General features: G+C 67.0%; 12 protein-coding genes. 9 read left to right on the top strand and 3 right to left on the bottom strand.

Features of this window, described 5'->3' with window-relative positions; genetic code table 11:
• Positions 1-77: 77 nt before the first annotated feature.
• The 4 genes from ACF8LI_RS04380 to ACF8LI_RS04365 all read left to right on the top strand — a co-directional run bounded on the left by ACF8LI_RS04380 (position 78) and on the right by ACF8LI_RS04365 (position 5,952).
• Positions 78-1,895, top strand: coding sequence for an extracellular solute-binding protein (locus ACF8LI_RS04380; RefSeq protein WP_016448896.1), 1,818 nt, complete (start codon positions 78-80; stop codon positions 1,893-1,895).
• A 96-nt stretch (positions 1,896-1,991) separates the two neighbouring features.
• Positions 1,992-3,020, top strand: a complete 1,029-nt coding sequence (locus ACF8LI_RS04375) for a microcin C ABC transporter permease YejB (protein WP_392412159.1) — start codon at positions 1,992-1,994, stop codon at positions 3,018-3,020.
• Between the two features lie 104 nt (positions 3,021-3,124).
• On the top strand, positions 3,125-4,267 hold the full coding sequence (locus ACF8LI_RS04370; protein ID WP_074924285.1) for an ABC transporter permease: 1,143 nt from the start codon (positions 3,125-3,127) through the stop codon (positions 4,265-4,267).
• Positions 4,264-5,952 (top strand): ABC transporter ATP-binding protein, encoded by a 1,689-nt coding sequence (locus ACF8LI_RS04365; protein ID WP_392412157.1) that lies wholly within the window; start codon positions 4,264-4,266, stop codon positions 5,950-5,952. Before ACF8LI_RS04370 ends, ACF8LI_RS04365 begins: the two co-directional genes overlap by 4 nt.
• A gap of 24 nt (positions 5,953-5,976) precedes the next feature.
• Here ACF8LI_RS04365 and ACF8LI_RS04360 read toward each other — a convergent pair whose 3' ends face one another.
• A complete protein-coding gene (locus ACF8LI_RS04360; RefSeq protein ID WP_016448892.1) occupies positions 5,977-6,603 on the bottom strand; it encodes a lipocalin family protein in 627 nt (208 codons plus the stop codon).
• A 246-nt stretch (positions 6,604-6,849) separates the two neighbouring features.
• Here ACF8LI_RS04360 and ACF8LI_RS04355 point away from each other — a divergent pair, with 246 nt between their 5' ends.
• Complete coding sequence (locus ACF8LI_RS04355; RefSeq protein ID WP_012204826.1) at positions 6,850-7,011, top strand: hypothetical protein; 162 nt, start codon at positions 6,850-6,852, stop codon at positions 7,009-7,011.
• A gap of 89 nt (positions 7,012-7,100) precedes the next feature.
• On the opposite strand, the gene ACF8LI_RS04350 is transcribed toward ACF8LI_RS04355, so the two are convergent.
• On the bottom strand, positions 7,101-7,436 hold the full coding sequence (locus ACF8LI_RS04350) for a MerR family transcriptional regulator (protein WP_034364349.1): 336 nt from the start codon (positions 7,434-7,436) through the stop codon (positions 7,101-7,103).
• Positions 7,433-8,422 carry a DnaJ C-terminal domain-containing protein gene (locus tag ACF8LI_RS04345; protein ID WP_016448890.1) on the bottom strand — a complete coding sequence of 330 codons (990 nt, stop codon included), beginning with the start codon at positions 8,420-8,422 and terminating at the stop codon, positions 7,433-7,435. Before ACF8LI_RS04345 ends, ACF8LI_RS04350 begins: the two co-directional genes overlap by 4 nt.
• Before the next feature lie 168 nt (positions 8,423-8,590).
• On the opposite strand from ACF8LI_RS04345, the gene ACF8LI_RS04340 reads away from it, so the two are divergent.
• The 4 genes from ACF8LI_RS04340 (at position 8,591) to rimP (ending at position 12,024) form a co-directional block, all read left to right on the top strand.
• Positions 8,591-9,418, top strand: a complete 828-nt coding sequence (locus ACF8LI_RS04340) for a cytochrome c (RefSeq protein WP_374005456.1) — start codon at positions 8,591-8,593, stop codon at positions 9,416-9,418.
• Complete coding sequence (locus ACF8LI_RS04335) at positions 9,415-10,755, top strand: c-type cytochrome (RefSeq protein WP_392412156.1); 1,341 nt, start codon at positions 9,415-9,417, stop codon at positions 10,753-10,755. Before ACF8LI_RS04340 ends, ACF8LI_RS04335 begins: the two co-directional genes overlap by 4 nt.
• A 10-nt stretch (positions 10,756-10,765) precedes the next feature.
• Positions 10,766-11,167 carry a thioredoxin family protein gene (locus tag ACF8LI_RS04330; RefSeq protein ID WP_016452383.1) on the top strand — a complete coding sequence of 134 codons (402 nt, stop codon included), beginning with the start codon at positions 10,766-10,768 and terminating at the stop codon, positions 11,165-11,167.
• Between the two features lie 278 nt (positions 11,168-11,445).
• Positions 11,446-12,024, top strand: coding sequence for a ribosome maturation factor RimP (rimP, locus tag ACF8LI_RS04325; protein WP_026062108.1), 579 nt, complete (start codon positions 11,446-11,448; stop codon positions 12,022-12,024).
• Positions 12,025-12,042 lie beyond the last annotated feature (18 nt).

Raw genomic sequence — 12,042 nt, 5'->3', positions numbered from 1 at the left:
CGAAGGCGGGGCCCCGCGTCAGCGTTTGCCAGCGGGCGGCTGGCTGCGTGGTGCAGAATTGTCGCATGCGCCATTGGATGATTTCTTCGCTGCTGCTGGCCTCGGCGTGTGTGCCGGCGTGGGGCTCGCATGCCTATGCCCTGTGGGGAGAGCCCCGCTATGCCGAGGGCTTCAGCCATTTCGACTATGTCAACGCCAAGGCCCCCAAGGGCGGCGAGCTGCGCCTGGTGAGCAACCTGCGCATCTCCACCTTTGACAAGTACAACCCGTTCACCATCAAGGGATCGTCTCCGGCCTATCTGGCCGAACTGATGTTCGACACCCTGCTGTGGCCCTCGCTGGACGAGACCGCCACGGGCTACGGACTGCTGGCAGAGGATGTGCAGGCTGCCCCCGACGGCCTGTCTGCCACGTTCCGGCTGCGGCCGCAAGCGCGCTTTCACAACGGCAAGCCCGTGCTGGCTGCCGATGTCAAGTTCAGCTATGACACGCTGGTGGGGCCGCACGCATTGCCTGGCTACCGATCGCTGTTCTTCGATGTGGCGGGGGTCGACGTGCTGGATGAACGCACGGTGCGCTTTCGCTTCAAGCAGCCGAACCGGGAACTGCCGCTGGTTGTGGGCGCCATTCCCGTCTTCAGCCGCGACTGGGGCATGGAAAACGGCAAGCCCAAGCCCTTCGACCAGGTGGTGACGGATACGCCCATCGGCAGTGGGCCCTACAGGATAGGACCTGTGCGCTTCGGCAAGGACATCACCTATGTGCGCGACCCGGACTACTGGGGGCGCGATCTGCCCGCGCGCGTGGGCACGGCCAATTTCGACCGCATCTCCGTCAAGATCTACCGCGACAACACGGCGAAGCTGGAAGCGCTGAAGGCCGGCGAGTTCGACCTGATGCGTTTTTACAGCGCCGGCGACTGGGCGCGGCGCCTGTACGGCAAGCGCTTCGACCGGGGCGAGCTGGTCAAGGGCGAATTCAGCAACAAGCTGCCCTCGGGGTTCCAGAGCTATGTGCTCAACACCCGGCGCCCTTTGCTGCAGGACGTGCGCGTTCGCCGTGCGCTGGACCTTGCCCTGGACTACGAATGGATGAACCGGCAGATGTTCTACGGCTCCTACCAGCGCGTGCGCGGGCTGTTCGGCAACACGGCCTGCGAGACCCATGGCGAGCCCTCGCCAGAGGAGCTGGCGCTCATGGAGCCCCTGCGCAAGAGCATTCCGCCGGAGGCCTTCGGCCCCATGGCCGAGCCGCCGCGCACCGATGGCAACAACTCGCTGCGTGCCAACCTGCGCCAGGCGCGGCAATTGCTGGCCGATGCCGGCTGGACCATTCAGGATGGTGTGCTGCGCAATGCGCGGGGCCAGGCCATGGAGCTGGAGTACCTGGACAGCAGCGAGTCGGGCATACGCCAGGTCTCGCCCTGGATACGCAATCTGGAAAAGCTGGGCATACGGCTGCGCTTTCGCTCGGCGGACTTTGCGCTGTACCAGCAGCGTGTGGAGAAGTTCGACTACGACATCATCTCCATTGCCTACCAGGGCACGAACAACCCGGGCCAGGAATTCGCCGACCTGTTCGGCAGTCGGGCGGCGGACACGGACGGCTCGGGCAATTTTCCCGGAGTCAAGAATCCCGCCGTCGATGCCTTGATCCGGCGCATGACCGAGGCCAAGACCGAGGCGCAGCTGTTGCCCGCGTGCCACGCACTGGAGCGTGTCATCGCGCATGGACACTACCTGATTCCGCAGTGGAGCGCGGGAACGCACCGCATGGTCTACGACTCCTGGCGGCTGGTGCGGCCCGCCGTGGTTCCCGCCTACGCGAAGGGCGAGAGCTGGGCCATGGATACCTGGTGGGCCCGCATGCCGGTGCTGACCGCGCCGCCTCCATGAGCGGGCGCTGCCGCCGCATCGTTGCGATCCGTTGCATGATGGGCACGCTCCCGGGCCGGGGTGCCCCCCGGCAATCGACATAATGCAGGACTTCTTATGTGGGCCTACATACTCAAACGCTTGCTGCTGATGGTGCCGACCCTGCTGGGCGTGCTGCTGCTGACCTTCGTGGTCGTGCAGTTCGTGCCCGGTGGCCCGGTGGAGCAGTACCTTGCCGAAGCCAAGGCCAGCGTGGGCCGTGGCGGCGAAGGCGGTGGCCTGGCCTACCGTGGCAACCAGGGGGTGGACCCACAGCGCATAGAGCAGATCAAGGCCCTCTACGGGTTTGACAAGCCGGCCCATGAGCGCTTCTTCCAGATGCTCGGGCAGTTCGCGCGGTTCGACCTGGGGCGCAGTTTCTTCCAGAACAAGGATGTCTGGCAGCTGATCAAGGAGAAGCTGCCGGTCTCGGCCAGCCTGGGCCTGTGGACCTTTTTCATCAGCTACCTCGTGGCCGTGCCCCTGGGCATTGCCAAGGCCGTGCGTGCCGGCTCGCGTTTCGACTTCTTCACCACGCTGCTGATCCTGGTGGGCTATGCGATTCCGGGCTTTGTGCTGGGCGTGGCGCTGCTGGTGATCTTCGGCGGGCAGCTGCAATGGTTTCCGCTGCGCGGGCTGACCTCGGCCAACTGGGATGAGCTGTCCTTGGGCGCGCGCATCGTGGACTATCTATGGCATATCGCGCTGCCGGTCACGGCCATGGTGGCGGGCAGCTTCGCCATCACCGCCATGCTCACCAAGAATGCCTTTCTGGAAGAGATCCGCAAGCAATATGTGCTGACAGCCCGCGCCAAGGGCCTGTCGGAGCGGCAGGTGCTTTATCGGCATGTGCTGCGCAATGCGCTGATTCCCATCGTCACCGGCTTTCCGGCCGCCTTCATCGGTGCCTTCTTCACGGGCTCGCTGCTGATAGAAACGCTGTTCTCGCTGGACGGCCTGGGCCTGCTCAGCTATGACAGCGTGATACGGCGCGACTATCCCGTGGTGCTGGGCACGCTGTACCTGTTCACGCTGATCGGCCTGGTGACCAAGCTGGTCAGCGATCTTTGTTATGTGTGGGTGGATCCGCGTGTACGGTTTGACTAGGTACCTTCCGAGCCGCTTCGCGGCTTGCCCGGTATGCACGGCGCCCTGTATCGCGGGGGGCGGACGGGCGGCGCGTGGCGCCGGGCTTCGTTTCCTGGAGCGACATGGACACTGAAATGCAATCCGTTGTGGTTTCTGGAACGGGGCTGCCAGGGGCTGGGGCGCCTGCACCGCTGGCGGCGGCGGCGGTTTCGCCGGCGCGGCGGGCCTGGCTGCGGTTCAGGCGCAATCGGCTGGGATATTGGAGCCTGGTCGCTTTTTGCGTGATGGTGGTGCTGAGCCTGGGCGCCGAGCTGATCAGCAACGACCGGCCCCTGGTGGTGCGCTACGAAGGCCAGACCTACTGGCCGCTGTGGAACGATTATTCCGAGAAGACCTTCGGCGGCGACTTCGAGACGGCGGCCGACTATCTGGATCCCTACATTCGGGATCGCCTGAGCCAGGGTGGCAACTGGGCGCTGTACACGCTCAATCCCTACGGGCCTCAGGCGCTCAACTACTTTGCGAGCTTGCCCAATCCGGCGCCGCCCTCGCGCGAGAACCTGCTGGGCACGGACGATCGCGGGCGCGATCTGCTGGCGCAACTGATCTACGGCTTTCGCGTGAGCGTGCTGTTTGCGCTGGCGCTGACGGCCTCCGGCGTGGTGCTGGGCGTGGTGACGGGGGCCATCCAGGGCTTTTTCGGCGGCAGGACCGATCTGGCGTTTCAGCGCTTCATCGAGATCTGGGGCTCCATGCCCGAGCTGTATCTGCTGATCATCTTCAGCGCGGTGTTGGCGCCCAGCGTCTCGCTGCTGCTGGTGCTGCTGTCGCTGTTCGGCTGGATGGGGCTGTCGGACTATGTGCGGGCCGAATTCCTGCGCAACCGCCAGCTCGACTACGTGAAGTCGGCGCGTGCGCTGGGCGTGGGCAATGGCGCGCTGATCTGGCGCCATCTGCTGCCCAACAGCATGACGCCCGTGGTCACCTTTTTGCCGTTTCGCATGAGTGCAGCCATCCTGGCGCTGACTTCGCTTGATTTCCTGGGCCTGGGCGTTCCCCCCGATACGCCCAGCCTGGGCGAGCTGCTGAGCCAGGGCAAGAACAGCATCGATGCCTGGTGGATCTCGCTGTCCACCTTTGCGGTGCTGGTGGTGACGCTGCTGCTGCTGACCTTCATGGGCGATGCGCTGCGCGATGCCCTGGACCCGCGCAAGGCCGCTGCCACCGATGCAGCCCCGGCCGTTGATGCGAAGGACGCCGCATGAACGCAGAGCAGCCGGCAATGGATATGCCTTCCGCCCCCGGTCGCGGCCGGACGCTGCTGTCTGTGCGCAACCTGCGCGTGCGCTTTGGCAGCAAGGACGTGGTGCACGGCGTGAGCTTCGATCTGGCGGCCGGTGAGAAGCTGGCGCTGGTGGGTGAGTCCGGTTCGGGCAAGACCATCACGGCGCTGTCCCTGCTGCGGCTGGCCGGTGACGCCCAGCTGGGCGGGCAGGCGCTTTTCGACGGCCGCGACCTCCTGCGCCTGCCCGTGCGCGAGATGCGGGCCGTGCGCGGCGGCGACGTGGCCATGATCTTCCAGGAGCCCATGACGGCGCTCAATCCGCTGATGACCGTGGGCGAACAGGTGGGCGAGGTGCTGCGCCTCAAGCAGGGGCTGACGCGGGCGCAGTCCCTGGCCCAGGCGGCCGAACTGCTGGCGACCACGGGCATTGCCGAGCCCGTGCGCCGTGCCCGCGCCTTTCCGCATCAGCTCAGCGGCGGCCAGCGTCAGCGCGCCATGATCGCCATGGCACTGGCCAGCAGCCCGCGCCTGCTGCTGGCCGATGAGCCGACCACGGCGCTCGACGTCACGCTGCGCGGACAGATCCTGCAATTGCTCGATGACCTGCAACGCCAGACCGGCATGGCCGTGCTGATGATCACCCACGACCTGCACCTGGTGCGGCGCTTTGCCGATCGCGTGGCGGTGATGGAGCGCGGGCAACTGGTGGAGCAGGGCGAGGTGCCGGCGGTCATGGCAGCTCCGCGCCATGCCTACACGCGCAAGCTGCTGGCCAGTGTGCCGCGCCGCGATCTGGTCGAGGCGCAGGCCGGTACACCGGGGGCGGCTCCCGAGCCGCTGGTCCATGCGCAGGGCCTCAAGGTCAGCTACCCGGTGCCGTTGACGGGCGTGCGCGGCTGGTTTGGCCAGGGGCGTTTTGTTGCCGTGCAGTCCGCCGACCTGGACCTGATGCCCGGGCGCACCGTGGGTGTGGTCGGGGAGTCGGGCTCGGGCAAGTCCACGCTGGCCCAGGCCGTGCTGGGCCTGCTGCCGCATGAAGGCCAGCTGCGCATCGCTGGCCAGGCCTGGAGGCAGCCGGCCACGCGCAACTCGCCGGCCAATCTTGCGCTGCGGCGCAAGGTGCAAGTGGTGTTCCAGGACCCGTATTCATCGCTGTCGCCACGACTGACGCTGGAGCAGATCGTTGGCGAGGGCCTGCGCGTGCACGCCCCGGCGCTCACGGGGCGGCAGCGCCGTGACCGCGTCGTGGACATGCTGTCTGCCGTCGGGCTGACGGATGAGCAGTTCCCCGGTCTGCTCGATCGCTATCCGCATGAGTTCTCCGGGGGCCAGCGCCAGCGTATCGCCATTGCGCGTGCCCTGGTGCTGGAGCCTGAAGTGCTGGTGCTTGACGAGCCCACCAGTGCGCTGGATGTGACCATTCAGCAGCAGGTGCTGGGCCTGCTGCAGCGGCTGCAGCGCGAACGTGGCCTGGCCTATCTGCTCATCACGCACGATGTGGACGTGATCCGCGCCATGGCCCATGACGTGGTGGTGATGAAGGATGGTGCCATCGTCGAATCCGGCCCCGTGGCCCAGGTGCTGGGCGCGCCGCGTGAGTCCTATACCCAGCGGCTGGTGGAGGCTGCTGGCTTTTCGGGTGACGGCATGCCCGAAGGGTTCTGAGTTCGCCGGCCTGCCGCCGGGCCGCTACCAGCTGCCTGTGGGATTGACCCCGTCCTGAAGAATCCACTGCACCTTGTCCACGGGCACGCCCAGCAGCCGGGCCTGGGCCAGCAGGCGCGCTGCCACGCCATCGGGCAGTTCAGGGGTGCGCGAAAGAATCCAGAAATAGCGCAGGTCCGAGCCGACCACCATGGCCCAGCGGTAGTCGGCATCCAGGGCCACCACGTTGTAGCCGCCGTAGAACGGTCCGAAGAACGAGACCTTGAGCGCCGCAACGCCGGGGCCATGCACCGTGCGGGCCTTGCCTTCAGCGGACTTCCAGCGCCGGCGGCCTGCGTCGTAGCCCCGGTTCAGCACATGCACGCTTCCATCGGGAAGCGGCGTGTATTCGGCCTGGGTGCGCTCCAGGCCTTTTTCGAAGCGGTGGTCTATGCGGGCCACCTCGTACCAGCGGCCCATGTAGCGCTGGATGTCCCAGCCGCGTACGGGCTCCACTGTGGCAGGAATGGGCGGGTTGCGCAGGCCCTTCCAAAGCAAGGCGGCTGCAGCGGCCCCGACGGCAAGCCCAGCCAGGCCTGCCGCGGGCCGAACCCAGGCAGGGCGGGGTGTGGACGGGGTGGTGACTTCTGTGCGTGGTTGGCGGGGTGACATCGTGCGGAACTCCGTGTTCAGGCAGAGCGCATGCCAGGGGCATCATGTGCGCTTGGCAGCGTGCTCCTACTTTAGGACAGAACGCCGGGCCGCGGTGTAGGCCGGCGCTGCCGGAACTGCGGCTGTGCGGGCTGCGCAACGCAGGAACTTTCCCTATGCCGGAGCAGGCCATGTGTTTTTTTATGCGCGGGCCTGCAGGTCTATGGCCTAATTGCGCGTTCTCATTTTTTTGAAGAAGGAAATGCCATGGGCAACAAGATCGTTACCGAAGCCGACCGCAAGTTCACTCCCCAGCCTCCCCTGCCCAACGGCGTCACCCTGCCGACGCCCGGCCGTGGCCAGCGCGTGAGCCGCGCCCGTGGCGCCCACACCCATACCAAGAAGAACCCCGGCAAGCGTCACCGCTGAGCACGGCGGGCCGCGTGCGTGCCTGCCGCGGCCGCGTTCTGAAAGCAAGAGCCCTCGAAAGAGGGCTTTTGCTTTTGGGGCGAATGCGCTCAGTGCTGCAGTGCCTGGAGCTTGCGGCGCAGCATCTGCACTTCCTCGATCAGGTCCGCCGTCAGCGCGGCCAGTTGAGGGTCGGCATCGAAGCTGTGCTCCAGATGGGCAATGCGGCGCGCACGCACCAGCATGTGGCCGCTGAAGCGCCACTGTGCCTGCGCGTCGGCCGCGTCGCCGGCCGGCTCGTTCTCGCAGTACAGCACCCCGGTCTGCACGCGCTCCACCACCCAGGCGGTGTTGCGCTGGCAGTGGCGGGCGAGATCGTGCAGATCCAGTGCGCCTTCATCCAGCAGTTCTGCAGGTTCGTAGAAGGGATACAGCGGCGTGCTCATCGCGAGGCTCCTTGGCCCGTGCCGTGCTGGCGGGCATCGAACGAGGGGAAGGCCTGGGCCAGTGCCTCATAGGCCTTTCGCTGGGCGTCGGTCTGCGGCTCCGGCAGGCTGATGCCCAGCACCAGATACAGATCGCCTGGCGTGGCGGCGGGCAAGCCCTTGCCCTTGATCCGCAGCTTGCGGCCTGCGCGGCTGCCGGCAGGGATGCCGACATCGAATTCGCCGGCAATCGTGGCGAGACGGACCGTGCCGCCCAGCGCGGCTTCCCAGGGCGCGAGCGCGATGGGCTGATAGACGTCCTTGCCCTCGGCCCACCAGCGCGGGTCGTGACGCAGATGCACCTGCAGCAGCAGGTCGCCTGCAGGACCCTTGCCCAGGCCCTGGCCGCCCTGGCCGGCCAGACGGATCATCTGGCCTTCGCGCACCCCCTTGGGAATGCTGACCTGCAATTCCTTGTCCCGCGCCACCGGCCGCCCGTCCTCATCCAGCACCGTGCTGCGCAGGTGCAGGCTGCGCTGGGCGCCGTGGTAGCTGTCCAGCAGGTCCAGCTCGATGCTGGCGTGCTGGTCCTGCCCCCGCAGGTCGGGTGGAGGTCGGTGCTGCCCGCCGCCCGCATGGCGCGCGCGGGCGCCCTGGCCGAACATCTGCGAGAAGAATTCGCTGAAATCCGCATCGCCGTCCGGCATGGCGCCATCGCCGCTGCGAAAGTGGAAGTCCTGACCTTCCCAGTCCGGGGGCGGCTGGAATCCGCCGGCGCCTGCGCTGCGGCGGGGCGCATCAGCCAGCGCGTCGTAGGCCGCACGCTTTTCGGGATCGGACAGCACGGCGTTGGCTTCATTGATCTCGGCCATGCGTTGCGAGGCATCCGCTTCCTTGCTGATGTCCGGGTGGTACTTGCGCGCCAGCTTGCGGTAGGCCTTCTTGATCTCGTCAGCACTGGCCTGCCGGTCCACGGCCAGGATGCGGTAGTAGTCCTTGTATTCCATGAATTTCCGTCCTCCAGCCCTTGCGGGCGATGTTCTGGACAAGCCAGAAGCCAGCATAGCCCGGTCATGGCAGGGTCTCAACCGATGGGCCTTTTCCTGCTGGACTGGCATCTTGTGACGGGTTTACTACATTCGCGCGTCGGCAGGACGCAACAGGAGGCGTCGGACATGGCACATGGCAGGCGATGGCGGTACGGGACAGGGCTTTCAGGCGTCAAGGGGGCAAGGAGCTTGCTGGGCGCATGGCTGGCGGCCTGTGCATGCGGCGTGATGGCGCAGTCCGCCCAGCCGGCACCGGGCGGGCCGATGGCGGACCTGCCCCCCGCCGTGGTCAGTGCGCCTCTGCCCGATGTGGGCTCCATGGCGTCCAGGGTACTGGCCTGCACGGCCTGCCATGGTCCCGAGGGACGGGCCACACCCAGCGGCTACTTTCCTCGCATTGCGGGCAAGCCTGCGGGCTATCTTTACCGCCAGCTCAAGAATTTCCAGCAGGGGCGCCGCAGCTATCCGGCAATGAACCGGCTGATCGAATTCATGTCGGACGACTATCTGCGCCAGATCGCCGTGCATTTCGCAAGCCTTGAGCTGCCCTATGCGCCGCCCGTGCCGGCGCAGCTGCCGCCCGCCGACCTCGCGCGTGGCGAGCAGCTGGTGCTGCAGGGCGACGCGCAGCGGGGCCTGCCCGCCTGTGCTGCCTGCCATGGCCAGCGGCTCATGGGCGCGGGCGACGATATCCCGGGTCTGCTGGGCCTGTCACGCGACTATCTCAACAGCCAGATAGGCGCCTGGCGCTCGGGCCAGCGCCAGGCGGCCGCTCCCGATTGCATGGACCAGGTGGCCAAGGCGCTGACGCCGCAGGAAGTCGTGGCCGTCACGGCATGGCTGTCGTCGCGGCCTGCATCGGCGACGCCGGGAGGGCACGAGGCCTTGGCGCGCTCCTTGCCGCTGCGCTGCGGTGCGGTGGCCGCTGTGGGCGGTCAGGAGGGCAGGCCATGAATGTCCAAGTGGAAAATCCGGCCAGCGCGAGCGTACGCGGGCGGTGGCCCCTGCTGGCTCTTGTGGTCCTGGCCCTGGTCCTGGTGGGGCTGCTGCTGGTCTGGCTCAACCTGCGGGGGGAGCAGGGGGTTCATGCCTATGGCCACGGCGGCTGGTCGGGATCGACCGAAACACAGGCCGCCCTGGTCGAGCGCGGCGCCTACCTTGCGCGGGTAGGCAACTGCGCTGGCTGCCACACGGCGGCGGGCGGTGCCGAATATGCGGGCGGGCGGGGCTTGCCCACCGCGTTCGGCACGCTGTACACCAGCAATCTCACCTCCGACAAGGAGACGGGCTTGGGACTGTGGTCGGCGCAGGACTTCTGGCGTGCGCTGCACAACGGGCGCTCGCGTGGTGGGCGCCTGCTGTATCCGGCCTTCCCGTATGACAGCTACACCCGCGTGACGCGCGCCGATTCGGACGCCTTGTTCGCCTATTTTCAAAGCCTGCCCGCCGTGCGCGCGCAGACGCCGCCGCATGCGCTGGACTTTCCCTATGGCTGGCAGGGGTCGCTGGCCGTCTGGCGGGCGCTGTTCTTCTCGCCGAAGGATTGGCAGGACCAGCCAGGGAAGGCCCCGGCCTGGAATCGCGGCGCCTATCTTGCCCAGGGGCTGGGCCATTGCGCGGCCTGCCATGCGCCGCGCAATGGCCTGGGTGCCTCCGGCCAGGCCATGTCCGGCGGCTTTGTGGCAGGGCAGTCCTGGTATGCGCCTTCGCTGCTCGATCCCGGCGAGGCGGGTGTGCGTGCCGGCCAGGAGTCCGCCTGGGTGCAGTTGCTGCAGACGGGGTCCGGCCCTTCAGGCTCGGCACTGGGCCCCATGGCCGAAGTCGTGGCGCGCAGCACCCAGCACTGGCAGCCACAGGATCTGCAGGCGCTGGCTTCCTATCTGCAGGAGCAGGGCGCTGCTGCCCCATCTGCCGGCACAGACGGGCACGGCGCCATCAAGCCTGTGCAGCCCGGGCAGATGGCCTTGGGGCGGGCCGTGTACGAACGGCAGTGCGCGGTCTGCCATGGTGCGCAGGGCCAGGGAACCCCGGGCGCGTTTCCTGCGCTGGCCGGCAATGCCTCCGTGACCATGGCCGAGCCGCGCAACCTGCTGCTGGTGCTGCTGGACGGTGGCTATCCCCCGTCCACCCGGCAACAGCCGCAGCCGCATGGCATGCCGCCCTTTGGCCATGTGCTGTCTGACGCACAGGTGGCCGCCGTGGCCAGCTATGTGCGCAGTGCCTGGGGCAACAAGGCGGCGGAAATCGGTACCATGGAGGTTTATCGCGCCCGGGAAGGGCGTGGTTTCTGAGAGGTTTTCCATGGATTCAATGGCCGGCAAGCTGCCGGACGACAGCGCGGCAGCCAGCCCCTGGTGGGTGGTTTGCCTGTGTGCGCAATGGTGCGGCGTTTGCAACCAGTACCGGAGCGCGTTTGCGGAGCTGGCCACCCAGTTCCCGCAGATGCACTTCGTCTGGCTTGATGTCGAGGACCGCGAGGATGTGGCCGGGGACCTGGACATCGAAACCTTTCCCTCTGTGCTGATCGCTGACGGCGAGCGCGCGCGCTTTCTGGGGCCGGTGCTGCCCCAGCCGGGCGTTGTGGCGCGCATGCTGCAGTCATTGGCCCAGGACCCTGGCGCGGCCCCGGCCGACCCCGCCGAAGCGCAGGCCCTTTTGCGGCGGCTTCAGTCGGCGCAGGCGCTTGAGCGCGTGGGCGCCTGAGCATCCCGCGGAGGGGTGTCCGCCCTGGCCTGGGCTGCCTTGCGCAGTGCCTGCCAGCGCCTGTTTTTGTACGGCGCGAACTTGGCCTGGAGGTCGTTTGCGGATACAATGGCATATTCACGACCAAACGGGCGGGTACCAACCGCCCTTTTTTTTGGGCGATCTTCGGGCGACCTTAGGGATTGCCATGGGGCTCGGCGCTGTTGGGACATGGCTGCTGCCAAGGTTCCAGGGGCGTTCCGGGTCTTTTGTGTTTGCAGGATTGAATTTAATTACACGTGGCACTACAGCAAATCGTTGAACAAACCGTGACAGGTCTGGGCTATGACCTGGTGGAAATAGAACGCTCGGCAGGCGGGCTGTTGCGCGTCACAATTGATTTGCCTTGGCAGCCCCCGGTGGAGGGCGAGCCGGTGGTGCCGGAGCAGTTCGTGACAGTCGAGGACTGCGAGAAGATCACGCGCCAGCTGCAGTTCGCGCTGGAGGTCGATGGCACGGATTACACGCGCCTCGAGGTCTCCTCCCCGGGCATCGACCGCCCCCTGCGGCATGAGCAGGACTTCATCCGCTTTGTCGGGGAAGTCATCGACCTGACCCTCAAGGAGCCCATCGGCGCCGCCGCTGAAGGGCAGGTCAGCGCCAATCGCAAGAAATTCCGCGGCACGCTGGAGCGTGCCGAAGGTGGTGGCTGGCAGATCGTCTGGAGCGACGAGCCACCCGTCAAGCCTGGCCAGAGGGTCAGCAAGAAGCGTGTTCCCGCGCCCCTGCAGGCGCTGGGTTTCACGCTGGAGGAGCTGCGCGAGGCGCGTCTGGCTCCCCTTGTGGATTTCAAGGGGCGTTCTGCCAAGCCGGTCTGATCGGAGCGGGCAGGGTAC

The organism is Delftia sp. WSY_12, assembly GCF_043104645.1.
Taxonomy (GTDB): Bacteria; Pseudomonadota; Gammaproteobacteria; order Burkholderiales; family Burkholderiaceae_C; genus Comamonas; species Comamonas tsuruhatensis.
This window is presented reverse-complemented; position numbering and strand designations above follow the sequence as displayed.